We start from the raw sequence: 23935 nt of genomic DNA, 5'->3' as shown, positions 1-23935 counted from the left end.
TCCCTGAAAGCGTTTATATTATCAAACTTTTTCAAAGAAATTTGAAAAAATATTTTTATCTACTATTAATATAATAAAATTTTCCAATCTCAAGACTTAGCACTTGCATTCGTCGAGTGCTAATTATATACTACCGTTGTATCCTGTGATAGAGGAAAGGTGGGGTGCGTATGTTATGTCAGAATTGTCACAAGAATGAAGCAACAATTCATCTCTATACAAGTGTTAATGGTCAAAGGACAGAAATCAATCTCTGCCAAAACTGTTATCAAAAATTAAGAAATCAAGCTAACGAAGGTATGAATAATATGGCACAAAATCCAAACGGTGGATTTTCTAGTTTTGAAGACTTGTTCAACGCCTTAAACGGCGCACAACAACCTAATGCTTTCGAGCAACAAGGTCCCCAAACTCAAACTGGTGGCGGCAATGGAAATGGTCGCAGACCTAGAGGTAACGGAGTCTTAGATCAATATGGCGTCGATCTTACTGACCTTGCCAAAAAAGGACAAATTGATCCAGTCATTGGTCGTGACAAGGAAATTAATCGAGTAATTGAAATATTAAATAGAAGAACAAAAAATAATCCTGTTTTAATTGGTGAAGCAGGTGTTGGTAAAACTGCTGTTGTTGAAGGTCTTGCTCAAAAGATCGTTGATGGCGATGTACCAGAAAAACTACAAAATAAACACGTTGTACGTCTAGACGTCGTTTCTCTAGTTCAAGGTACTGGCGTTCGTGGTCAATTTGAACAAAGAATGCAACAACTTATCAACGAACTCCAAAAGAATCAGAATATCATCCTCTTCATTGATGAAATTCATGAAATCGTTGGTGCTGGTAATGCTGAAGGTGGCATGGATGCTGGGAACGTTTTGAAACCTGCCCTAGCTCGTGGCGACATTCAACTAGTCGGTGCAACTACTTTAAATGAATATCGGACAATTGAAAAAGACTCTGCTCTAGAACGTCGTCTCCAACCCGTTCAAGTCAATGAGCCAACTGTTGATGAAACTATTCAAATTCTCAAGGGTCTTCAACCTAAATATGAAGACTATCATCACGTTAAATATTCTAGTGAAGCTATTACAGCTGCAGCTGAATTATCAGCTCGTTATATCCAAGACAGATTCTTGCCTGATAAGGCTATTGATTTGATTGATGAAGCTGGTTCAAAGAAGAACCTACAAATCAATCACGTCGACATGGCTGACTTAGACAACAAGATCTCCGATGCTGAAGTCCAAAAGCAAGCTGCCCTACGTAATGAAGATTACGAAAAAGCTGCTTATTATCGTGATCAAGTTACAAAATTCCAAGATATGAAGAATAGCAACAAGGATGAACCTGCTGGTCAAAATATCGTTACCGATAAAGAAATTGAAAAAATTATTGAAGAAAAGACTAATATCCCTGTCGGTGAATTGCAATCTAACGAACAAGCTCAATTAAAGAACTTGGAACCAGATTTGAAGAAACACTTGATTGGTCAAGATAAGGCCGTCGGTGATGTAGCACGTGCAATTCGTCGTAACAGAGTCGGTTTTAACAAGTCTGGTCGTCCAATCGGTTCCTTCCTATTCGTTGGACCTACTGGTGTTGGTAAGACAGAACTTGCTAAACAACTTGCTCGTGAACTATTCGGTTCCGAGGATTCAATGATTCGTTTCGATATGTCTGAGTACATGGAAAAGCATTCAATTTCTAAGTTGATCGGTTCGCCTCCAGGGTATGTTGGTTACGAAGAAGCTGGTCAATTGACTGAAAAAGTTCGTCGTAATCCATACAGTCTAGTGCTACTAGATGAAATTGAAAAAGCTCATCCTGACGTTATGCACATGTTCTTGCAAATCCTCGATGATGGTCGTTTGACAGATTCTCAAGGTAGAACTGTCAGTTTCAAAGATACTATCATCATCATGACTTCAAATGCTGGACAAGGCATGCAAGAAGCTAACGTTGGTTTCAGTGCTGAAGCAAATGGAACAACAAATTCAATCATGAATCGTTTGTCTGAATACTTCAAACCAGAATTCTTAAACAGATTCGATGGCATTGTTGAATTCAACTCCTTGACTAAGAACAATCTCTTGAAGATCGTTGACTTGATGCTCGATGATACTAACAAGATGATTGCTGATCAAGGTCTAAGCATTCATGTAACTAAAGATGCTAAGGATAAATTAGTTGATTTGGGTTACAACCCTAAGATGGGTGCTCGTCCACTCCGTCGTGTGATTGAAGAACAAATTGAAGATAAAGTTGCCGACTACTTCCTAGATCATCCAAAGGATAAGCAACTAGAAGCACATGTCGACAAAGATGAAATTAAGATTTCTAAGTATAGTGCACCTGATACTGAAGAATAATTAGTGGTGCTAAATAAAAACACGAGGCCAAACATGGCTTCGTGTTTTTTTGTCTATAATTAATCTTTTTCAGTTTTGAGAACTTTCCCCTTTTGAGCATCGATTTGAACTTCCGTCTCAGTGTGCCCATCAACTACTTTAACTTCCCAAAAAGTCACACCTAATTTTTGCTCTAATTTAAACTCAGTTGCTTTTCCACCTTTAGCGGCTTTTTTAGCAATTTGAGCAGCTTTGTTAAGGGTAATTAAATTATTCAAATCCAATTTTTCGGTTTTAGCTTCAGAACGATCTTCCTCATCTAAAGGTTCTTCCGATTTTTGTTTAACTTTTTTGTTGATGGCATTAATGTTGAGCTGATATTCAGTCGTTTTATCGGCTCCTTCAATTGTGTAAACTGGTTTCCCCAAATGTTTTTCCAGTTCAATTGAAATAATATCGGCTTTTGGAAAATTCTTTTGATACAACTTGATGGCTTCATTGACGCTGACTTTAGTCTCATCTTTTAATTCGCTAGTAGTTGCTGAGTTATTATCAGAACTATTAGATCCGTTAGAACAACCAACGATTACTCCTGTCATCAACAATAAAACAATTCCCCAAAAATACTTCTTCATTAATATCACCCACTTTTATTTTTACATTACCTTAATTATATTGGAATATAGTGATTTTTACCAAAAAAACGAAGCAGACATTTGTCCACTTCGTTTTTTTAAATACTATCGGTAAAGACCCAGTTTAATTTTGTTTCATAATTTCCTGAGGCATTTAATTGTTGGTTGTCTAACTCTAAGAGTATCCCTCTATCAGCTTGCCAAGAAAGAGAACTCATTTCTTGCCCGGCTTTTGTTTGTGAAACAATGGCGGAACCAGTTAACAAGTCTTGTTCATAATCATCATCGAAAAATTTGAGATGTCCTGACAAGGTACTCTTTTTATCCTCACTGACAAAATCACTATCCTGAGAAACTGACAAAGTGATTGGTGTTTTATCTCTTCTCATATCATCGACATCCATGATATTGTCGGGCCAGTTACTTTCATTATTTTGACGGAAAATTACTTGATCGTTGCCAATTGGTTTGATTGAACCATAGTCAATATCTTTGATCGTATATTCCAGTTTATTAGTCGTTAAATTCAAAGATCGTGGTGCACCAATCTTTTGAACGTTACTACCAGAATCATCTGTTCCCGTCAAATAACCAATTGAACGATAATTCTCACGTTTATTGACTGTCCCTACCGTAGTATCAACTACTAAATCAGCTGACTTTTGGATGCCCAAATTGATATTTTTCACAACTAAAGTCAATTCATTGGTATCAGAATCTTTTTTAACTTCATAATCTGAATCACTTAATTCTTGATTATCCAAAGTAACTTTATTGATTGTTGTTCCAGCACGTAATGGCAAATGATAAGTTGCGTCCTTTAATTGTCCGCCACTGCTATTGTTGGTAACAGTGGTTTTAAAAACTACATTATCATCACTATTAACATCATAAAGGTTAGTAGAATTATCACTACTATTATCAAAAGTCTTATTTTCCAAAGTATCATCTAAAGTAATATCAGGACCCCCATCGGGTAAAACGTGCAAGGTTGCTTCATTCGTCGTATATTCATAATTTTTACCATTGGCTTTAACCGTGATATAAGCAAAGAACAGTGTTCCATCATCATTCAATGTCGTTTCAGGTGTCGTATGAGAAATTGAATTTTTCCCTACTTCTATTTCAGATTGTTCATGCGTAATTGGATCTTCTTTAAACCAACGAATCGAATAATTCATATCTTCTTGTTCATCAAATTCACCAATATTACCCATCAATTCAAATTTAGCAGTTTCACCAGCTTTGACTGTTTGATCTTCCAAGCCACCACCAACAGTCACTGTAGTATTATTAGAGACTGTAGTACCATCATTATTGATAGCAGTTGCTGTTACCGTAACGATTCCTGATTTTGTTCTCGTGTTAGCTGTGATCAATCCAGATTCTTCATCAATTGTTGCTAAATCAGTATTATCAATACTCCACTTGATATCACCAGTAAAATTAGCCGGTGTAACTGTGGCATGAGCATAAGTCGATGTTGTAGTGATCTCAGAACTGTAGTTATAAATATAATCATCATCCACCGAGACATCAATATCAGTTGCGGAAACGTGTTTATCTAAGGCATGAACAGCCGCAACTTTTGAATAAACTGTTGGTGAGAGTGGTGAAAAAATATAATACCATTTCACTTCTTGTTGATAATATTTAGTCCCAATCTCTTTAGGAGTAACGGTTAAATTCTTCTTAGTTCCACCGTTCTTTTTAGAAACTTCTGTCCACTTTTTTCCATCAGTAGTCTCGTACCATTGATAATGTGCTGGTGCTAGCCCAGATGTCAATGCCGATAACCATGAACGACCTTGATCGGTTCTCAGAGTTGTCGAACTATCAACTACAGTATAGTTATTAGATTGCGGTTGGAGATTATAACCAGACGTCATCCAAATACCTAAAAATTTTCGAACATCTCCAGTTGGTGTTTTATAAGGTGTGATATCTTCTACGGGAATCTCTTCATTGGCCGATACTTCACGTTGAATCTTGTCTGAAAACAAACAAGCAGCCATAAATGTTAACATGGCAATTAACAATGCCCATTTAACGTTTAATTTTTTCATGATGAAACCCCTTTCTTCATATTAGCCAAGAAATTATATCATGATACAATTAGTATATTAATTCACATTACACAATATTAATTTTATAAAAGTGATATATTTTTTAAGATTATTTGATTGACTTCTAAAAAATGCGCGTTCCAAAACTTTCGACTAAAATAAAATGTTAAAAAATTCTTTACAGTTTATTATTTTTCCTTTAAATATCCTTAAGATACCTACATAAAAGGAATTCTACTGATTTATTCATGTTAGAATGACAATAATTTAATGTTAGAAGGGAATTATTATGGGAAAGAAAACTCGCCAACACCACTTTTCCCATAACGGGGAAAAGACTATGGAAAATGACGTACTATCACCAAAAGTAAAAAAAATAACCCGCGATGATGTTGAGATCAAGGTCCACTATGTCAATTCTTTAGGTAAAGACATTGCCAAACCGGTCACAATCAAAGGTCACTATTTAGACAAATTAGACATTCCTTGGCAAGAAATTCCTGGATATGTTTTGTCTTCAGTAACCAACTTCCAACAAACCTTCATCCCCAACTCTGACGGAATCTATTTAGTTTATGCTAACCAACTTTCTGCTCCAGTCATTGTTTATCATCGTAATACTGAAGGTAAACTAATTGCTGACCCACAGTATTTAGTTGGTGACCTTAATCGAGAATTCGATACGCAACCTTTGGAAGAAGCGAACCATTTCTTGGTCCACTCACCTAAAAAAGCCAATGGTCAATTCACGTCCAAAGTTCAAGAACAAGAATACATTTACAATGTTCTTCCTATTAAAGAGTATCGAACTAATAAAGACTTATTTGTGGAAACCTCTAACAATGTCAAAGTCTTCGATCAGCCACTCAACAAAGTACCTTTAGAAAAGACTTTGCCATATGGAACTTCTTGGAAAGTCTACCGTGCTGTGCAAGAAACTTATAACGGAACGATTTGGTACAACTTAGGTGGCAATACTTGGGTCCCTAGCACGGAAAGCATTGCTACTAAAATCATCAAACAAACATCACCCCGCCAAGAAATGTTGAATAGCCCACTTGCTCAATCAGCTGAAAATATCAGTTATACTTATTCAGTTATCGACAGTATGCCTATCAACAAATCTGTTAAAGTAATGTATTACCGCGATCAATACATCACAGCTTGGAAAACTCCTTATGGCGACATGGATAATCAACGCTATCAAGGCGGTCAAAACGTTTTTGTTAAGCAACTAGTTCAACTCGACAATTACAGTGTTTGGGCCGAATTAAAAGATGGTTATTATGTTGAAAGTAAATATTTGAATATTTAGAGAGCAAAAAAAACGTATCGAAATACAAATTATTTTCGATACGTTTTTTTATTTTAACTATTTTTAATAACCAAACCGGTAATAACATCGGCACAATCTTCACAAGCATCGAGCACTCGCTCAAAACCTGCATAAACTTTTTGCCAACGAATAACATCGATTGGATCAATATTCTCTTCTCTGAACAATCGGCTGAGTTCTTTAGTATAAAGATTGTCGCCTAAGGATTCAATGTGATTAGCTTGATCAACGTTTTTTTGTAAAGTTTTGGAATTTTTATAATGTGAAAATTCACGGACCGACTGTTGAACGGCTTTGACAGCTTGGCAAATCAAATCCATAAATTCTTCTGTATGTGGGCGTAACTCTTGAACGTTAAGATAGTGAAATTCATACGTCAACCCATTAATACCATCGATGATATTATCTAATTTATCAACTAATTGAACGATATCTTCACGATCGATTGGCGTGATAAAAGAAATATACAATTCATGCATAATTTCTTTCACATCAGCATCCCCGTCAGTTTCAATTTCGTGAATTTTTTGACTCTGCGATAGTAGTTTTTCTGTATCAAAGTCGTTTATGATCTCATTGAGTAACTCGCTAGATTTTAACGCATCACTCGACATGTGTTCCATTGCTACGAAAAAATCAAATTTCTTCTTCAAAACCATCTTTCTTGCCCCCTAGAAGATTGCCATAAATAATTTCGACATAAAATAAGCTATCAAGCCACAGCCGGGAAAGGTCAATACCCAAGCTAAGACCATATCTCTAACGACACTCCAATCTACTGAGGATACTCTTTTAGCGGCCCCAGCACCCATGATAGCGGTCGTCTTCGTATGAGTAGTGGAAACGGGAATTCCGAAAAGTGATGAGAAAAACAAGGTAATGGCAGCACCTAGATCAGCTGAAAAGCCTTGATATTTCTCCAACTTAACCATATCCATCCCAACAGATTTGATGATACGCATTCCACCGACAGAAGTACCGACTCCCATCGTGACTGAACACAATATCATCACCCAAATAGGTATCGCAAAACCACCACTGGCAGTTTTGTCCGTTAAACCGTTGTAATACAGTGTCAACATGAAGACACCCATGAATTTTTGACCGTCTTGAGCACCATGCAAAAAAGCCATTGCCATTGCACTAAGTGCCTGTCCCACGGTGAAAAATTTATTAGCAATCAAACGATTGACTGGTCGAAAAATCAGAATGACAAGTTTGGTAATGACATAACCGCCACCAAGGCCAAAAATAGTCGATACGATCAAGCCAATGATAACCTTCCACCATTCAGTCATATTGACAGCTTGAAGACCTCCTAGAGCCATTGCAGCCCCCGTCAAACCGGCAATTAGAGCGTGTGATTCACTCGTAGGAATACCAAACCACCAAGCTGCTACAGCCCAAGTGACAATAGCAAATAATGAAGCTGCCAAGGCAATTTGGCTCGTATTACCCGCACCATCAAAACTGACGATATTACTGATTGTTTCCGCAACTTGAGCATTAAAGAGAGTCATTACTAAGGCACCCAAAAAATTCATTACAACTGCAATATAAATTGCCACATTCGGTCGCAAAACCCGTGTGGAAACTGCGGTGGCAATGGCATTGGGGGCATCAGTCCAACCATTAACAAAGACGACTGCCATTACTAAGACAACCGTCACGATCAAAGCTATATTCACGACGACACCTACTTTTATTATTCATTACTCATATTTATGATAACGTATTCAAAAAGTGATGTCTTTAACAAATTAAAATTAATTATATTTTTGTAAAAAACTTCTCGATGATTTTTTGGATTTTGAGATTATCTTCTTCCGTCCCTATCGACAAGCGAAGCCAATTAGGCCGTAAACCAGTTCGCAATAAATATCCATTTTCCAACAAATTCCGGGCTAATTTTTGAGCTGATTCAGTTTCAAAAAAGATAAAATTGGCTTGACTGTGATAAAACTTCAATCCTAATTTTTGGAAAAACTGTTCATACTTAGTCCGTTCCAAAGCGTTTTTTGCCACTACTTGATTGACGAACTCCTGATCTTTAAAAGCCGCAATCGCTGCCGTCTGGGCAATCGAACTAACATTATATGGCAAACGAACTTTTTGAACTTCGCCAGCAATTTGATTGGAAAAAACCGCATATCCCACGCGGAAATTAGCTAAACCATATGCTTTAGAAAAGGTGCGCATGACTACGATGTTAGGGTATTTTTTAGTTAAATCCATGGCTGAAACCGGAGTATTTTCAGTTACAAAGTCAATATACGCTTCATCGACCAAAACCATCGTTTCTTTAGGTACTTGTTGGACGAATTTTTCGATGAAAGCTACAGTTTCATAAGTTCCAGTAGGATTATTAGGATTACACAACCAAATCAATTTAGTCTTTTTAGTAATATTTTTTAATAAAGCATCGAAGTCGATTTGTCCATCAACTTTAGTGTCAACTTCCTTGATAACTGCTTCTTCAATCTCTGCATGTAAGGCATATTCGGAAAAAGTCGGTACGCTGACAAGTTCTTCATCCCCTGGCTGTAAAAATACTCGCGACAACATTACGATTACTTCATCTAAACCAACGCCAAAAACGATTTGACTCGGATCTAAAGAAAATTTCTCGGCAACTAAATCACGCAATTCTTGCGCTGAACTATCTGGATAACGATTGCTCAATTCATAATTCCAGTTCAAAACAGCCTCTTTGACTTTGGGTGAAGTTCCATAAGGATTTTCATTAGCTGATAAACGGACAATCTTTTCAAGACCTAACTCTTCTTGTAGTTGTTGCAACGGCTTTTCTGGAATATATGGATTCAATTCTTGGATGATTTTTTTCATAAAATAGCCTCCTACAAATCTTTAATTTCCGGACGATCTTTAAACTGGCTCATTAAGCCTTCTCTTTTAGCCAATTCTTCCTTGATTTGATCAAAAGTAATGCCTTGTTGTACCCACAAAACGCACAAGTGATACAACAAATCAGCCGATTCATAGACTAATTCTCCGTCACCACGTTTTTTGCCGGGATTTTTCGCAGCAACGATTACCTCAGTCGATTCTTCACCGACCTTTTTCAAGATTTTATCCAAACCTTCAGAAAATAAATAATCAGTATACGAACCTTTCTTAGGATTAGTTTGACGTTCTTTGACTAAGTTATATAATTCATCTAAATTTTGCATAATTATCCTTCTTTCACTGGGTTAAAAAAACAAGTTCGATTACCGGTATGACAAGCTGGACCATGGGGATTGACAGAAACTAATAAGGTATCCAAATCACAATCTAACGTCAAACTGACAACATCTTGGGTGTTACCACTAGTTTCACCCTTATGCCATAAACACTTTCTAGAACGTGACCAAAACCAAGTTTGACCACTAGTTAGGGTCTTTTGATAACTCTCTTGATTCATCCAAGCGACCATCAAGACATCTTTAGTCGTTGCATCTGTTACAACTGTAGTTAAAAGTCCTTTTGAAAAATCTGGCTGTATCATCTAACAATCACTCCTTTAGATTTAATGAATTGTTTCACATCTGCAATTGTTAATTCGCCAAAATGAAAGACTGAAGCTGCTAGAGCCCCATCAACATTTGCTTCCAAAAAAACTTGACTGAAATCACTGACATCACCAGCACCACCTGAAGCAATGATTGGTACATCGACTACTTGATTGATTCTTTGATACAATTCGATATCAAATCCATCTTTGGTACCATCTTGGTCCATACTCGTAACTAATAATTCGCCTGCCCCTAATTCAACGACTTTTTTAGCCCAAGAAATAGCATCCAAATTTGTTTTCTTACGTCCACCATTCACATAGACGACATACTGTCCAGCTTCTTTTTGAACATCGATAGCGACAACGATACATTGATTGCCAAATTTTTGAGCCCCCTGACTGATCAATTTAGGGTCATTTACTGCAGCAGAATTAATAGCTATTTTATCGGCACCAGCTTTTAATAGGCGATCCATATCTGTTACTGATTTAATTCCGCCACCGATAGTTAAAGGCATAAAAACTTGGCGAGAAACTTTTTCTACCATATTAATCGTTGTTTGTCGTTTTTGATTTGTCGCTGAAATATCTAAAAAGACTAATTCATCTGCACCTTGATTTTGATATTCAGCCGCAATTGCAACTGGATCGCCAACATCCGTTAAATTGACAAAATTAACTCCCTTTTTAACACGACCATCATCGACATCAAGACATGGAATAATTCTTTTGGCTAACATTTTTCTACCTCCAAAATCTGTGCAAGAGAAATCGTTTTTTCAAATAGTGCTTTACCGATAATGCTTTCTTCTATGCCCATTTTTTTCAAAGCTTTTAAATCTTCAACATTACGAATGCCGCCACTAGCTATCAAATTGACTTGCGGAAGCTCTTCTTTCAAATTTGCTAATAAATCTAGATTAGGACCTTGCATAGTTCCATCTCGACTGACATCTGTGACGATAAAATTCTGAGCACCGAACTCATTCATTTTAGAAATCAAATCAGTCATTTTTACATTGGACTGTTCCAACCAGCCCTCAGTTGCGACTTGTCCGTTTTTACCGTCAATCCCAACGGCAATTTTTTGTTTGCCAAAATCATTCAATAATTGCTTGACTAGTTGTGGATTTTTCAAAGCGGCCGAACCGATTACGATACGATCGATACCTAATTCAAGATATTGTTGGGCGATTTGATAAGTTCTAATGCCGCCGCCTAGTTCTAAAAAGCCCCTAAAACTTTGACGAATTTGTTTAATCGTTGTGAAATTTTCAGGTTGACCACTTTTGGCACCATCTAAATCAACAAGATGAAGTTGATTGATACCGGACGCATCTATTTGAAGTGCCTGCTGTATTGGCTCTTCATTAATCGTTGTCACTGCTTGATAGTTGCCTTGAAATAAGCGCACGCTCTGACCATTTTTTAAATCAATTGCTGGAAAAATCATCTTCAGTCACCATCCTTTGGAAGTTTTTCAACAAATTCAAACCAACTTGACCACTCTTTTCTGGATGAAATTGCATCCCGATAACTCTGTCATTTTGAACCAAACTTGGAATCAATTGCCCATAGTCCACTCCAGCTACAACGTTTTCCAAGGAACAATCTGCATAATAGGAATGAACGAAATAAGTATATTGTTGATCAATTGGAAAACTAGTCTTGATGAATGCCTGATTTTTATTCCAACCCATTTGCGGGATTTTTAATTGACGTTTAGGAATTTGTTTGACCTGACCTTTGATAAAGCCTAAGCCTTTGGTAAATCCATATTCTTCACTAGCTTCAAAAAGCAATTGCATCCCTAGACAAATACCTAAAATGGGAATTTGCTTTGCTTTAACTTGTTTTAAAACTGTCACCAAATTACGGTCTTCCAGGGCTTGCATTGCTGGTTTAAAGGCTCCAACTCCGGGCAAAATTACTGCCTCTGCTTGAAGGATGGTTGCGGAATCAGCCGTCAATTGATTTTCTATTTGTAAATAATCTAAGGCTTTTTTGAGGTTTCGGGTGTTTCCAGTATCATAATCGACGATTGCAAACATCAAATCACACCTTTCGTAGAATTGACTCCAATGATTTCTGGATTGACTGTTACTGCTTGACGTAAGGCTCGGCCAAAAGCTTTGAATAAACTTTCTACCTTGTGGTGAGTATTTCGTCCATAAAGGATTCTTGCGTGCAAATTCATCTCAGCACTAAAAGCTACTGCTTGGAAAAAATCTTCCACAGTTTCAGTATCTAGTCCGCCCAAACGAGGGTTTTCAAATAATGCATCAAAGACTAAATATGAACGACCGCTAAGATCCAAACTAACCTGTCCTAAAGTTTCATCCATCGGCACGAATTGCGTTCCAAATCTTTCAATACCAATTTTCTGTCCCAAAGCTTGTTTGATACATTCTCCCAAAACGATGCCGGTATCTTCAGTCGTGTGGTGTGGATCAACATCCAAATCACCATTAACTTTCACTACTAGACCAAAACGTCCGTGTTTGGCAAAGAGGTTCAACATGTGATTCAAAAAGCCAATTCCAGTATCGATATCGACTTGACTCTGGTCATCCAAGTTTAAAGTCATCTTAATTTGCGTTTCTTTAGTATTACGTTCAATCGTTGCTTGTCTCATCCTTGTTCCCTCTTATTCATAGTATTTATCAAATCTTGATTCGATAGCTCGAGCGTGGGCTTCTAGTCCTTCTACTCGTGCCAATGTCGTGATAGCTTTGGCTTCTTTTTCTAGAGCCGGTTTAGTGTATTGGATAAATGAAGTTCGTTTGACGAAATCATATACTCCCAATGGTGAAGAAAATCTGGCGGTACCACCCGTTGGTAAAATGTGGTTAGGTCCGGCAACATAATCTCCCAAAGGTTCAGATGCGTATTTTCCTAAGAAAACTGAACCGGCGTTTTTAATTTGATTGAGATATTGGGTCGGGTTTTCCAATTGAATTTCCAAGTGCTCTGGGGCAATCAAATTCATCAAAGTGAACATATCATCTGAGTTCTTAACGATAGCGATGAAGCCTTTGTTTAAAACTGAAGCTTGAGCGATTTCTTGACGTGGTAAAGTTTTAAGCTGCAAATCCACATTTTGACTAACAGCTTGAGCTAATTTTTCACTATCAGTTACTAAGATAGGACGAGCCAACTTGTCATGTTCTGCTTGCGATAACAAGTCAGCGGCTAACTGTTTAGGATCAGCTTGCTCGTCAGCAATAATCCCAATTTCTGAAGGTCCAGCTACCATGTCGATAGCAACTTGACCAAAAACTTGTTTTTTAGCTGTAGCAACGAAGATATTTCCAGGTCCCACAATTTTGTCAACTTGAGGAATCGTTTCTGTTCCAAAAGCCAACGCTGCAATCGCTTGAGCACCACCGACTTGGTAGATTGAATCAATTCCTGCAATCTTAGCAGCAGCCAAAACTGCTTTGGAGATACCGTCTTTTTGTGGAGGCGTGACCATGATTATTTCCTTGACTCCAGCAATTTTAGCTGGCAAAGCACTCATTAGAATTGTTGATGGGTAGGCAGCTGTACCACCAGGAACGTAAAGTCCAACCTTTTGTAATGGCAGTAATTTTTGACCTCTCAAAACTCCAACTTGTTCTGAATCGATAAAGCCTTTGCTGACTTCTTTTTGGTGGAAACTCGTGATGTTTCTCTTGGCTAACAATAGTGCTTTTTTAACATTTTCATCTAAGGTTTCATAAGCTTCATCAATAACTGCTTGATCTAATTTGAAATCTGCCAATTTCACTTGGTCAAATTTTTCTTCATAATTGCGAACAGCTTCATCTCCATTTTCAACAACTTGTTCAATAATCTGGCTAACAGCTTGTTCCACTTTGAAGTCAGTTAATTGACGTGTTTTATTTTGGACGATCTTTTCTAATTCAGTTAAGCTCTTTTGATAAATTTTCATTTTTACTTGCCTCTTTCTTCAGTAACGACCTTTTTTAATTGATCTATAAATTCAAATATTTCTTGGGGATGTTGCTTTAAAGCCATCCGATTGACTACTACGCGAGTGGAAACTTTGTTTAAGTAATCAAAAACCTTTAAATTGTTTTCACGAAGCGTGGTTCCAGTTTCCGTGATATCAACGATGGCATCAGTTAAACCAATCAAGGGAGCCAATTCGACCGACCCTTCGATTTTGATTATTTCGACATCTTGCCCTAGACCATCAAAGTAATCTTTAGTGATATTAGGATATTTAGTTCCTATAATTTTTCGTTTAGGTTCAGCGGGATCAAAATCTTTCGTTGATGCTAAAACAAATTGACAATGACCTGTCTTTAAATCTAATAATTCATATTGACTATTACGATGCTCTGTCAAAATATCACTGCCAACAATGCCTATATCAACGACTCCCCGTTCCAAAAAGGTTGTGACATCTGGACCTTTGGCGAGAATAAATTCAAATGGCTGAGAGGTGGAATTAAATATCAAACGTCTCTTTTTATTTCGTAGCTGCGTACAATCGATTCCAGCTTTTTCTAATAGTGGAATGACTTGTTTTTCAACTCGACCTTTAGTTAAAGCTATCTTTAAATTCATTTTCATCCTCCTCAATATCGATCAACTTAGCTTGAATTTTTTTTGACTCTTTTATGGCATCAGCTTTTGTATCACTTAAAGATAAGGTTGCGTTCGGCAATTTTTGCACTAATGCTTGTGCTTTTGACCAATTCTCAATTGAACTAAAGACTAAAGTTTTTGGTACACGATTGAATTTCCTTGTACATAAGTCTGTTAATAAATCGATATCGATTCCCATGCCAACTGCCGGTTCATTTTGGGCTTGAAAGTTAGCTAGTAAGTTGTCATAACGTCCACCGCTGAAAATATAATCTTCACCACTTTTGGCAAAACCTCGAAAAGTTAAACCAGTGTAATACTGCTGCGGCGCACGACTACTCAAGTCGATAACTATTTGCTGATTAGGACGAACTTGCTTGACTAGAGAAACTATTTCTTCGATTTTTTTCAAGCGCAAATTAACTGAATCTGGTAAATCGTATTGATTTAATTCTTGAAAAATATCCACCGGCTTACCAAAAAGTCTTGGCCATTTTTTTAATAAGCAATATAAATTACTATCTTTAAACGGCTGAATCAGACGTTCATATTCAGTTATCTTTTTATCGAACAACGCTTGAGCTATTTGTTTTCTCAATTCAACATCGTCGGTAAAAATATCAAGAAAAATTTTGGCAAAATCGGCATAGCCTAATTCAATCGTTACTTGTTCATCTAAAATTTCTTGACTCAAATCATAAATATTGATCAAACATTCCAACTCAGCTTTGGTTGACTGATAACCAACCAATTCAATTCCCGCTTGAGTCAACTGATTGTATGAACCTGAAAGACTGCGGCTGAGTCGAAAAATATCACCGACATAACTAAATTTTTGTGGTAAAGGAATACTCGTCGAACTGAGAAATCTTGCTATTGGTAAGGTCAAGTCCGGTCTTAAAACAATCGTGTCACCTTCTTGATCTAACAAGCGATACATCTTTGAGTTAATCAATTGGTAAGGTTGAAAGACAGCTTGTTTTTCGATAATTGGCGTAGAAATTCTTGCAAAACCCAATTCTTTGAAATGTCGCTGAATCACCCCAATGATGCGTTGCTTTTCTTCAGAACGAACTCCAAATTCATCTCGAGTTCCTAATGGTAATAAATTGTTTTTCACTTTCCTAACCTCCCCTGAAATAAAAAATTAGATAAAAAAATCCCCTTAGCAAAATAAATTGCTAAGAGGACGTAATTTGCGCGGTTCCACCTCATTTCGTCTAACCCTTGCGGATTAAACCTCACGTTGGCTGAGTCAACTCGGATAACGAAACCGATCGGCAAAGCCTACTTAGTTCAGCCTTGCAATTCATAGGTGTGGGTTCATCGATCACCATATTCTTTTTCCACTATCAAGAATTCTCTGTGAAGGTTGGGTCAATTACTTTTCCTAATCATTATTTTTATCATTAAATTAAATTTAAATTAGAATTATTAAATAACATTTAAATTGTTTCTAATGATATAAGCTGATTTTTAATTTGTCAAGTTTAAATTAACGTTTTTAATAAATGATGACCTCGCCCAACTGACAAAACATCATGTGCATCAGACCCATAAACTAGTGGTATTCCTAATTTTTGTGCAGGTATTATAATCGATTTGCCTGGATAAAAATCATTACAAAATGGTTTATACAATCCAGCCAAATTCAAATCCAATTGCCGATTTTGTTGTTTAATATCTTGTAAAATTTCATCAATTAATAATAGATTTTTCTCATCATATTGAGTTGGCAAATGGAAATAATCTTGATACTTTCTAACCAAACTCATGTGACCGATTCTTACTGGCCGATAATTTCCCAAATCAGCTTGAACAGAATTTCTGACCGTTTGAAAATAACGTGTAAAGACATCTTGAGGTCGTTCTAATAAGCTTTTGAATCCCTGTTGAAAATCATCCACGCCAAAATCAACGCACCACAATTTTTGATCTGTTCCCCGCATAAAGTGAACGGACAAAATATTTTCTTGAGTTCTCGGACCATATTCATCTAAGAAATCTTTCGTCCAATCTTCAAAACCTGGTAAATAATCCACTTCAAAGCCAATCGTGATTTTAATTTCAGATTGATATTTTTTTTGCAAGCGAGTCATTTCTTGAAAATATTCTTCCAAATCAGAATTGGCCATCGAAGCTTCAGTCAACCCTTCCTTAGTTCCTGCATAATCATTTTTAAAATCTGGTGGCAAAGACGCATGTTCAGTAATACAGTACTTCTTGAAACCTAATTTAATTGCTCGTTGAATCATTAATTCAGCATCTTGACCACTACCATGAGGACAGAATTGTGTATGCGTGTGTCCGTCAGTTAACATTTTAATCACCTCATTTTTAATAATTGAATCACTTTTTCTAATCATTTACAATTTATCTTCCACAAAATATATGTTATTCTCAACATATGTTATAAATAACATATGAAAGAAGCTAAATTATGAACTATTGGTTATTATTACTAACTTTTTTAAGTGTAAATCTCGATTTTTTCTTTATGCTAATTTTCTTACTGAAGAAATTTAAATTATCTAAGGTAATTCTCGGTTATTTTTTAGGAAATATAATTTTATTAAGTATCAGTTTCACGATTGGCAAAACTTTGGCTAACTTTTTACCAGAATGGATTTTGGGAATCCTGGGAATTTTACCAATTTATCTAGCTTTACACGATGATGACGATGACACCAAACATTCGGAACATAAATCCGATATTATGACAGTTTTAATCACTTATCTATCCGTTTGTGCCGGTTGTAATTTGTCGATTTTTTTGCCAGTTTTAGCTGGGGAAACTTTGAATAATTTTATGATTACATTGCTGTTTATCGGCTCTTTGACCATTTTAATCGTTTGCCTCATCAAATTGATTTCTCAATCAAAATTGGTCGAATTAATCATGAAAAAATATGGCGAAGTAGCTATGAAAATCTGTTATCTATCCATTGGCTTATATGTATTTTGGGATAGTGGCTTAATTACCTATCTGCTAGATTTGCTATAATAACGTTATTATAGACAAAGGACCGAATTAGATGAGCAAAGAAATCAAGAATCCTATCAATTTCAAACAATTAGTTGAATCAGAGCGCATTTTCAAATTATTGAGCAATCCTAATCGTTTACAAATGTTAAAACTTTTAGAAAGAAAATCATTAAATGTCAATGAAATCAGCCAAACTTTAAATATTGAACAATCAGTCGTCTCTCATCAATTGGCAATTTTAAAAAAACATCAACTCGTCAGCTCAAAAAAAGACGGTAAATACAATTATTACCGTCTCGATGATCCTCATATTCTCGATGTAATCAATGAAATGCTTCAACACGCAGATCATGTAATTCGTGGCAAAAAACATGGTGAATAATTTACAATATATTTCCTAAGGCAAAAGCTAAAGGAATCGTAATTAAGCTCAAAATGGTCGACAAACTCATCAAAGAAATTGCTGGGGCAGCATCCCCTTGCGCTTGTAAAGTGAACAGGACTACTAAGCCAGCAACTGGACAAGCTGCCATCACAATTGTCGTGTAAAAGGCAATTCCAGTCACTCCTAATATTTGTAAAATAAAGATGGCAATGATTGGGAATAGTAAATTACGTAAAAAGATCGTCAAGCCAATCTCTTTGTTCAACATCTTTTTACTAAAAGTGATATTCCCCAAACTATTACCAATAACAATCATCGACAAAGGAGTATTGACTGAACCAACGTATTTGATAATTTGATTAGGAACACTTGGAATTTTGATTGAAAAGACAAATAAAATCACACCTAAAACGATAGCGATAATATTTGGATTCAACAAAACTTGCTTCCAATCAGTTTTCTCTTCATTCTCACTAGTTTTAAACAAAGAGACTCCCTGGGTCCAACTAAAAATATTAAATCCCGCCAATGACACAACAGCAAAAAATACTCCGGGAGCACCGAATAAAGAACTGATCAAAGGTATTCCCATAAAACCAGCGTTTGAATAAATACTGCCATACTGAGCAATACGTTTAAGATTCTCATTTTTTAACCGACCAAAAATCAATTTTGCTACAATAATTTCCACAAAATACAAGATGACAACCCCTAAAATTGCCAGTAAAAATTGTTTGATTCGTGAATCAGAATAAGGCTGCTCAAAAGCATTGATAATTAAACATGGCGAAACAATATACAACAAGACGTTAGTTAAATCGCTTGAAGTTTGTGCGTGCATAAATTTTAATTTGTTGATTAAAACCCCAATCAGCATTAAACCAAACATCAAAATAATTTGATTTATCAATTGTCCAATATTCATTAGTGTCCCCCTTTGGTTAATACATTATACAAATATTTTATGCCAAAAGTCGGTTTTAATTACAAATAACGCAAAAAAAACTCATTAAAATGTCTAACAATGACACTTTAATGAGTTTTTTAGTGCTTTAAAATTACTAACTAGACTTCAAATGCGTCGACGACTAGTTGATGGGAAACCTAATTGTTCCCGATACTTAGCCACTGTCCGGCGGGCTATCTTGAGACCGTCCTCTAGCAACATCTCAGAAATCTTTTGGTCACTCAACGGCTTCTTTTTATCTTCATCATTAATGATATCTTTAATCTTAACTTTAACTTGATCAACTGACTTATCTTCACCAACGGTTACCTTACTACGACGAGAGAAGAAACGCTTCAATTCAAAAATACCAAAATCGGTTTGAATGTATTTGCCATTGATTGTCCGGCTGACAGTCGATTCACTGATCTGCAACTTTTGAGCAACATCACGAATTAATAATGGCTCTAGGGCTTGAGTATTTTGCATGAAGAATTGATATTGTGCTCTAACGATACATCTACCAATGATTGAAATCGTATCAATTCGACGCTGTAAGTTGTATTCCAAAGTCTTGTATTGATTATATTTATCGTGAATATACTTTTGAACATCATCATCAGTTGATTTAACTAAACGATCATACGTTTCTTCAGCAAAAACTAATTGTGGTTGACCATATTTCGTAATCGATAAGGTCAATTTATCTTGATTCTTTTTAACTTGTAATTCTGGAACGACATACTGCTCATTTTGTGATGTATATCTCTGACCAGGATTAGCCGATAAGGACTGGATAAAATCAATATCCTTTTGCAATTCCACATTTGAAATCTTCAAACTACGCTTTAATTGCTTCCATTCGTGTTTAGTAAATAATTCGAAATTATCACTCAACATAGACATGATTTCTTTATTAGCATTATCAGCTTGAGCTTGTAAGTATAAACATTCTTGCAAATTATGAGCCCCAATCCCTGGAGGATCTAGTTGTTGCAACAATGTTTTTGCATCAAGCAGCATAATTGGCGTTATATCTTTTACTTCCTCAAAAATTTCTTTATCTGACAAAGTCAAATAACCATTTGGATCCAACTGTTCGATTAAATAAATCACTAGATCACGCAAAGGCGTCTTTCTCATCGTTAATTGAACTTGATCCAATAAGTACTCAAACAATGATTGTTGTTCATCTTTGATTTGATATGAAGTATTATTACTATTTTCAATAAATGGCATATCCAAATTGACATGAACGTCAAACAATGGATTTTCTAAACTTTGTTCATTCAAATAATCAGCTAAATCGATTGCATCAGATTGTAATATTAAAATAGACTGACGCATGCCTTGAGTCAAAGACAATCCCTGAACTTGTTTTTGATTTAAGTTTTGTTTTAATTCCATCAGATTCACTCCCTTTCTAACAGCGCTTTCATCCAATAACTAATATAATGATAGCGCTTTTTAAGTAATTTGTATTCTTATCCCAAAAATTAATTTTCCAAATTACGCTTAAGATCCAAAAAGCTCTTCAATCCAGATGAATTCAGACGGATCAAGCGATCTCTAAATTCATTTCTATCAAGTTTTATTCGTCCATCATTATATATCCGAAATAACAACAAAGTATTACGAATCAAAAAACTAGCACAAATATAAGCATCCAATTTACTAAGGCTAAACTCCCTTAAAATAGCATCAGCTAATCCTTTTGATACTTTTTCCTCAACTTGTTGGCCAATAAAACGATAATCAGCCGACGTCATCATAAAAGTATAAAATTCTCGTGATTGAGAGAAGAAGTCAAATATTTTATCAAAGATATACCCTGGAATTGATAAACCTTCTTTGAGAGGCTTTTCTAAAATCAGCTGTAAAATCTTTTCAGAAATTTCATCTGCTATCATCGATGAGAATTCATCGATTGAATCATAATGTAAATAAAAAGTTTTCCGATTTATTTGAGCCGTTTTGGTCAATTGCTTAACTGTAATATCTCGATATTTAGTTGTTTTAGCTAGTTTTTTAAAAGCAGCTTGCAAGGATCGATTAGTTTTTTGTACGCGCCGATCAACTCTTTCCATTATCCTCACCATCACTATTTTTGGCATCACTATAACATATTTTTGATGAAGTTTTTTTCCATTTTTTTATAGTCTTCAAGCAAAAACACTTCAAATTTATAGATGAAATGTCCATTAATTTGAAGTGTTTTTGTTTGCATATCCAAAATTGGTATATATTAGAAATATTATTTAAACGGTATAATTAATTAATTGGTCTATTTATTTAACTTATTTTTTTGCAAGTCATATACTCTAGGTGTAACGAGAATATGTATGGGTTCGGCACCAATAATCAAGTTACTAATTTTTAATAACTTATCGTATTTTAAGGGAGATGCTTTTTAATGAATATGAAAAAATCATTGATTGTTACATCCTTAATTGGATTGTTTTTAGCATTTCTGATCTTCTTTATCCCACAAATTTCAGTTCAAGCAGCTACCACAACCACTACTCCAACTGAAACGACGACTTCTCCGCCTGGGAATACCACGACGGCAGCCGCGACAACTACTCCAACTACTAGTACATCCAAAAGTTCAACTACGACTACTCAACCAACAACTACAGCTGTATCGCCTAGAGCTTTAACAATTACTGGTTTAGGTGCTGAAGATGCCACTTTGACCGACGTCAATGGTAATCCTGTAACTCCAAGCGATGATTTATATACTTGGTTAAATTACAAGGTAAATTATAACTGGAGTATTCCAGATGGTGTTCAAATCAATGCTGGTGACACAACTCAATTTACTTTACCTGAAGGTGTTGTTGCCAACGGTGATTTGACCTTCCCTATTTACAATAGTAGCAACGTTGAAATCGGTACTGCCACGATCAAAAATGGTGAAACCGTTGGTACTTTAACATTCAATAACGTTTTGTCCAATACTAACGCTAACCGTAAAGGTACCTTGACCTTAGTTTCAAAAGGTACAAATACTAGCAATAATACTGAGGGCGAAGATTGGATGTTCAATAAATTAGGTTGGGTCGCAGGATTCGATGCTAATAACGTTCCAAATGAATTAACTTGGAATATTGCTTTTAATCCTAATGAACACAACTTAAGTGGTGTTACTATTACTGATACTTTAGGTCCTAACCAAGAGTATATTCCTGATTCCCTATCCGCTATTGGTGGATCTTATGGACCCGGTGGATTTGTAAGTAATGGTCAACAATTACATCCAACAGTTACAACTGATGGTAACAAAGTTATCATTACCTTCCCTGGCAATGTTACAACTGCAGTCGATATTTACTACAGAGTTAAAGTAACGAATACAAATGCCAGTGGTTCAACAACTTGGACTAACAACGCAACGATGGCCTCAAGCGAAGGAACAAATAATATCAGTGCCTCAACATCTTGGGGTGGTTCCGGAACTGGTAATGGTGATCAACAAGTCGGTAGTGTTTCATTGCAAAAAACTGACGCTACAACTAACAAAGCCTTAAGTGGCGCTGAATATCAATTAGCTGATGGAACTGGCTACGTCATCATTTCTAACGCTGAAACTGATGAAAATGGTCAAATCAATATCCATAACTTACCATATGGTTCTTATACTTTGACCGAAGTAAAGGCTCCTGATGGTTATTTGATTAATCAAAATCCGATTGAGTTCACAATTCCAGATAAAGATGGCAATGTCAATCTCAAAGTCAGTCAAAGCGATAAAGCCATCCCTGGTTCAGTTATTTTAACTAAATCAAATGCCGAAACAAAGGATCCAATTGCCGGTGCTACATTTGAATTATTGGATAGCACTGGTAAGGTCATCCAAAGTGGACTCGTAACCGACAGTAACGGTAAATTGGCTATCGATGATTTACCTGTTGGTGACTACTCCTTAGTTGAAACTGCTGCTGCTCCTGGCTACGAATTGGATGCCACACCATTGAACTTTACAATTGCTTTAAATCAAACCACTCCATTGGCTCTTGAAAAATTCAACACTGCTCTTGATACTACACCAGATACTGGTAGTGTTGTTTTAACAAAAGTTGATGCCAGCGATATTAGTAAAGTTTTGCCTGGTGCCGTTTATGATCTTGTAGACAGTACTGGAGCAATTCTTCAAACAGGTTTGACAACTGATGCTAATGGTAAAATCACCGTTCCTGATTTACCTACTGGCACTTATTCATTTGTCGAAACCAAAGCTCCTGAAGGCTATCAATCAAGTCTTCAACCAATCAGTTTTACCATTTCTAAAGGTGAAACTACTCAAGTAGAAGCCAAGGATACCTTAATTGAAGAAGATATCCCAGTACCACCTGTAGAACCTGAAAACCCTGGTACTACACCTCCTACAACAAATCCAGAAAATCCTAGCCAACCTGGAAATCCTGGTACGACTACACCTCCTGTAACTAATCCAGAAAGTCCTAACCAACCTGAAAATCCTGGTACGACTACACCTCCTGTAACTAATCCAGAAAGTCCTAGTCAACCTGAATCTCCTGGCACTACTACACCTTCTGTAACTAATCCAGAAAGTCCTAGCCAACCTGAATCTCCTGGTACTACTACACCTCCTGTAACTAATCCAGAAAGTCCTAGTCAACCTGAAAATCCCGGTACTACTGAACCTTCTGTAACTAATCCAGAAAGCCCTAGTCAACCTGAATCTCCAAGTGCAACTGAACCTGTTTATCCAGAAATTCCTGGTACAGAAAGTGCTGAAGAAACTCCTAGTTCTTCCACACCATATCCAGTAATTCCTGGCACACCTTCCAATACTACAAGTTCTAGTTTGAAACCATCTGTTTCAACTAATGGAACAAGTAGTTCAATGATCCCTACTTCTGGTCAATCATCATATGAAAAAGGCACATTCCCACAAACTGGTAATGAAAACGGCTTGTTCATGATGATTAGTGGATTATTCATTGCTTTGTTCGTACTTCTCAAGTATTGGATCAAGAGATTAAGTTACTAATTTTGGGTCTAAGTCAAATCATGTTGGTAAGACCTTTTACTAAGAATCATGCCTTAATTGGTATGGTTCTTTTTCTTTACGCTCTTATAAGTTGAATACGCAT

At 36.2% G+C, this 23935-nt stretch carries 23 protein-coding genes and 1 other annotated feature; of the genes, 5 read left to right on the top strand and 18 right to left on the bottom strand.

Going from position 1 to position 23935, the window contains the following annotated elements; all coding sequences use genetic code 11:
- Positions 1–170: 170 nt before the first annotated feature.
- Positions 171–2369 carry an ATP-dependent Clp protease ATP-binding subunit gene (locus FFM65_RS08920; RefSeq protein ID WP_119318424.1) on the top strand — a complete coding sequence of 733 codons (2199 nt, stop codon included), beginning with the start codon at positions 171–173 and terminating at the stop codon, positions 2367–2369.
- 59 nt (positions 2370–2428) lie between these two features.
- On the opposite strand, the gene FFM65_RS08915 is transcribed toward FFM65_RS08920, so the two are convergent.
- Both FFM65_RS08915 and FFM65_RS08910 read right to left on the bottom strand, forming a co-directional pair.
- Positions 2429–2983 carry a PepSY domain-containing protein gene (locus FFM65_RS08915; RefSeq protein WP_119318423.1) on the bottom strand — a complete coding sequence of 185 codons (555 nt, stop codon included), beginning with the start codon at positions 2981–2983 and terminating at the stop codon, positions 2429–2431.
- A gap of 98 nt (positions 2984–3081) precedes the next feature.
- Positions 3082–5049, bottom strand: coding sequence for an Ig-like domain-containing protein (locus FFM65_RS08910; protein WP_119318422.1), 1968 nt, complete (start codon positions 5047–5049; stop codon positions 3082–3084).
- 289 nt (positions 5050–5338) lie between these two features.
- Here FFM65_RS08910 and FFM65_RS08905 point away from each other — a divergent pair, with 289 nt between their 5' ends.
- On the top strand, positions 5339–6364 hold the full coding sequence (locus tag FFM65_RS08905) for a MucBP domain-containing protein (protein ID WP_119318421.1): 1026 nt from the start codon (positions 5339–5341) through the stop codon (positions 6362–6364).
- A 53-nt stretch (positions 6365–6417) separates the two neighbouring features.
- Here the strand turns inward: FFM65_RS08905 and FFM65_RS08900 are convergent, their stop codons facing one another.
- The 13 genes from FFM65_RS08900 to hisJ all read right to left on the bottom strand — a co-directional run bounded on the left by FFM65_RS08900 (position 6418) and on the right by hisJ (position 16819).
- Positions 6418–7044, bottom strand: coding sequence for a DUF47 domain-containing protein (locus FFM65_RS08900; RefSeq protein WP_119318420.1), 627 nt, complete (start codon positions 7042–7044; stop codon positions 6418–6420).
- Between the two features lie 12 nt (positions 7045–7056).
- Entirely contained in the window at positions 7057–8037 is a 981-nt protein-coding gene (locus FFM65_RS08895) for an inorganic phosphate transporter (RefSeq protein ID WP_371851283.1), read from the bottom strand.
- Positions 8038–8155: 118 nt separating this feature from the next.
- Complete coding sequence (hisC, locus tag FFM65_RS08890) at positions 8156–9232, bottom strand: histidinol-phosphate transaminase (protein ID WP_119318418.1); 1077 nt, start codon at positions 9230–9232, stop codon at positions 8156–8158.
- An 11-nt stretch (positions 9233–9243) separates the two neighbouring features.
- A complete protein-coding gene (hisE, locus tag FFM65_RS08885; RefSeq protein ID WP_119318417.1) occupies positions 9244–9576 on the bottom strand; it encodes a phosphoribosyl-ATP diphosphatase in 333 nt (110 codons plus the stop codon).
- Positions 9577–9578: 2 nt separating this feature from the next.
- A complete protein-coding gene (hisI, locus tag FFM65_RS08880) occupies positions 9579–9890 on the bottom strand; it encodes a phosphoribosyl-AMP cyclohydrolase (protein WP_119318507.1) in 312 nt (103 codons plus the stop codon).
- On the bottom strand, positions 9890–10642 hold the full coding sequence (gene hisF, locus FFM65_RS08875; protein ID WP_119318416.1) for an imidazole glycerol phosphate synthase subunit HisF: 753 nt from the start codon (positions 10640–10642) through the stop codon (positions 9890–9892). Before hisF ends, hisI begins: the two co-directional genes overlap by 1 nt.
- Positions 10636–11355 carry a 1-(5-phosphoribosyl)-5-[(5-phosphoribosylamino)methylideneamino]imidazole-4-carboxamide isomerase gene (hisA, locus tag FFM65_RS08870; RefSeq protein WP_119318415.1) on the bottom strand — a complete coding sequence of 240 codons (720 nt, stop codon included), beginning with the start codon at positions 11353–11355 and terminating at the stop codon, positions 10636–10638. The genes hisF and hisA overlap by 7 nt, the downstream gene beginning before the upstream one ends.
- A complete protein-coding gene (gene hisH, locus FFM65_RS08865; RefSeq protein ID WP_119318414.1) occupies positions 11336–11953 on the bottom strand; it encodes an imidazole glycerol phosphate synthase subunit HisH in 618 nt (205 codons plus the stop codon). The genes hisA and hisH overlap by 20 nt, the downstream gene beginning before the upstream one ends.
- Positions 11953–12537: an imidazoleglycerol-phosphate dehydratase HisB gene (gene hisB / locus FFM65_RS08860; protein ID WP_119318413.1), complete on the bottom strand. Its 585-nt coding sequence runs from the start codon at positions 12535–12537 to the stop codon at positions 11953–11955. The genes hisH and hisB overlap by 1 nt, the downstream gene beginning before the upstream one ends.
- A gap of 12 nt (positions 12538–12549) precedes the next feature.
- Entirely contained in the window at positions 12550–13836 is a 1287-nt protein-coding gene (hisD, locus tag FFM65_RS08855) for a histidinol dehydrogenase (RefSeq protein ID WP_119318412.1), read from the bottom strand.
- Positions 13837–13838: 2 nt separating this feature from the next.
- Positions 13839–14477: an ATP phosphoribosyltransferase gene (gene hisG, locus FFM65_RS08850; RefSeq protein WP_119318411.1), complete on the bottom strand. Its 639-nt coding sequence runs from the start codon at positions 14475–14477 to the stop codon at positions 13839–13841.
- Positions 14452–15618 carry an ATP phosphoribosyltransferase regulatory subunit gene (locus tag FFM65_RS08845; RefSeq protein WP_119318410.1) on the bottom strand — a complete coding sequence of 389 codons (1167 nt, stop codon included), beginning with the start codon at positions 15616–15618 and terminating at the stop codon, positions 14452–14454. Before FFM65_RS08845 ends, hisG begins: the two co-directional genes overlap by 26 nt.
- Before the next feature lie 62 nt (positions 15619–15680).
- Positions 15681–15905 (bottom strand) — a binding site (T-box leader).
- A gap of 83 nt (positions 15906–15988) precedes the next feature.
- Positions 15989–16819, bottom strand: a complete 831-nt coding sequence (hisJ, locus tag FFM65_RS08840) for a histidinol-phosphatase HisJ (RefSeq protein WP_119318409.1) — start codon at positions 16817–16819, stop codon at positions 15989–15991.
- Between the two features lie 119 nt (positions 16820–16938).
- Between hisJ and FFM65_RS08835 the strand changes: the two genes are divergently transcribed.
- Positions 16939–17502, top strand: coding sequence for a cadmium resistance transporter (locus tag FFM65_RS08835; RefSeq protein WP_119318408.1), 564 nt, complete (start codon positions 16939–16941; stop codon positions 17500–17502).
- Positions 17503–17533: 31 nt separating this feature from the next.
- Complete coding sequence (locus FFM65_RS08830) at positions 17534–17866, top strand: ArsR/SmtB family transcription factor (RefSeq protein ID WP_119318407.1); 333 nt, start codon at positions 17534–17536, stop codon at positions 17864–17866.
- 1 nt (position 17867) lies between these two features.
- Here the strand turns inward: FFM65_RS08830 and FFM65_RS08825 are convergent, their stop codons facing one another.
- From FFM65_RS08825 to FFM65_RS08815, 3 genes are all read right to left on the bottom strand, one after another.
- Entirely contained in the window at positions 17868–18794 is a 927-nt protein-coding gene (locus FFM65_RS08825) for an AEC family transporter (protein WP_119318406.1), read from the bottom strand.
- A 147-nt stretch (positions 18795–18941) separates the two neighbouring features.
- Complete coding sequence (gene rpoN, locus FFM65_RS08820) at positions 18942–20222, bottom strand: RNA polymerase factor sigma-54 (protein ID WP_119318405.1); 1281 nt, start codon at positions 20220–20222, stop codon at positions 18942–18944.
- 89 nt (positions 20223–20311) lie between these two features.
- A complete protein-coding gene (locus FFM65_RS08815; RefSeq protein ID WP_119318404.1) occupies positions 20312–20902 on the bottom strand; it encodes a TetR/AcrR family transcriptional regulator in 591 nt (196 codons plus the stop codon).
- Between the two features lie 326 nt (positions 20903–21228).
- On the opposite strand from FFM65_RS08815, the gene FFM65_RS08810 reads away from it, so the two are divergent.
- Positions 21229–23832: an MSCRAMM family protein gene (locus FFM65_RS08810; protein WP_119318403.1), complete on the top strand. Its 2604-nt coding sequence runs from the start codon at positions 21229–21231 to the stop codon at positions 23830–23832.
- The last annotated feature ends 103 nt before the right edge of the window (positions 23833–23935 follow it).

The sequence above is a fragment of the Companilactobacillus formosensis genome (assembly GCF_005405305.1).
Taxonomy (GTDB): Bacteria; Bacillota; Bacilli; order Lactobacillales; family Lactobacillaceae; genus Companilactobacillus; species Companilactobacillus formosensis.
The sequence above is the reverse complement of the archived record's forward strand: the minus strand, read 5'-3'. Positions and strand labels throughout refer to the sequence as shown.

Bases quoted from the DNA above. Each gene is read 5' to 3' on its own strand.
- FFM65_RS08920 (WP_119318424.1), top strand. From the start codon at position 171: ATGTTATGTCAGAATTGTCACAAGAATGAAGCAACAATTCATCTCTAT.
- FFM65_RS08915 (WP_119318423.1), bottom strand. From the start codon at position 2,983: ATGAAGAAGTATTTTTGGGGAATTGTTTTATTGTTGATGACAGGAGTA.
- FFM65_RS08910 (WP_119318422.1), bottom strand. From the start codon at position 5,049: ATGAAAAAATTAAACGTTAAATGGGCATTGTTAATTGCCATGTTAACA.
- FFM65_RS08905 (WP_119318421.1), top strand. From the start codon at position 5,339: ATGGGAAAGAAAACTCGCCAACACCACTTTTCCCATAACGGGGAAAAG.
- FFM65_RS08900 (WP_119318420.1), bottom strand. From the start codon at position 7,044: ATGGTTTTGAAGAAGAAATTTGATTTTTTCGTAGCAATGGAACACATG.
- FFM65_RS08895 (WP_371851283.1), bottom strand. From the start codon at position 8,037: ATGGCAGTCGTCTTTGTTAATGGTTGGACTGATGCCCCCAATGCCATT.
- hisC (WP_119318418.1), bottom strand. From the start codon at position 9,232: ATGAAAAAAATCATCCAAGAATTGAATCCATATATTCCAGAAAAGCCG.
- hisE (WP_119318417.1), bottom strand. From the start codon at position 9,576: ATGCAAAATTTAGATGAATTATATAACTTAGTCAAAGAACGTCAAACT.
- hisF (WP_119318416.1), bottom strand. From the start codon at position 10,642: ATGTTAGCCAAAAGAATTATTCCATGTCTTGATGTCGATGATGGTCGT.
- hisA (WP_119318415.1), bottom strand. From the start codon at position 11,355: ATGATTTTTCCAGCAATTGATTTAAAAAATGGTCAGAGCGTGCGCTTA.
- hisH (WP_119318414.1), bottom strand. From the start codon at position 11,953: ATGTTTGCAATCGTCGATTATGATACTGGAAACACCCGAAACCTCAAA.
- hisB (WP_119318413.1), bottom strand. From the start codon at position 12,537: ATGAGACAAGCAACGATTGAACGTAATACTAAAGAAACGCAAATTAAG.
- hisD (WP_119318412.1), bottom strand. From the start codon at position 13,836: ATGAAAATTTATCAAAAGAGCTTAACTGAATTAGAAAAGATCGTCCAA.
- hisG (WP_119318411.1), bottom strand. From the start codon at position 14,477: ATGAATTTAAAGATAGCTTTAACTAAAGGTCGAGTTGAAAAACAAGTC.
- hisJ (WP_119318409.1), bottom strand. From the start codon at position 16,819: ATGTTAACTGACGGACACACGCATACACAATTCTGTCCTCATGGTAGT.
- FFM65_RS08835 (WP_119318408.1), top strand. From the start codon at position 16,939: ATGAACTATTGGTTATTATTACTAACTTTTTTAAGTGTAAATCTCGAT.
- FFM65_RS08830 (WP_119318407.1), top strand. From the start codon at position 17,534: ATGAGCAAAGAAATCAAGAATCCTATCAATTTCAAACAATTAGTTGAA.
- FFM65_RS08825 (WP_119318406.1), bottom strand. From the start codon at position 18,794: ATGAATATTGGACAATTGATAAATCAAATTATTTTGATGTTTGGTTTA.
- rpoN (WP_119318405.1), bottom strand. From the start codon at position 20,222: ATGGAATTAAAACAAAACTTAAATCAAAAACAAGTTCAGGGATTGTCT.
- FFM65_RS08815 (WP_119318404.1), bottom strand. From the start codon at position 20,902: ATGGAAAGAGTTGATCGGCGCGTACAAAAAACTAATCGATCCTTGCAA.
- FFM65_RS08810 (WP_119318403.1), top strand. From the start codon at position 21,229: ATGAATATGAAAAAATCATTGATTGTTACATCCTTAATTGGATTGTTT.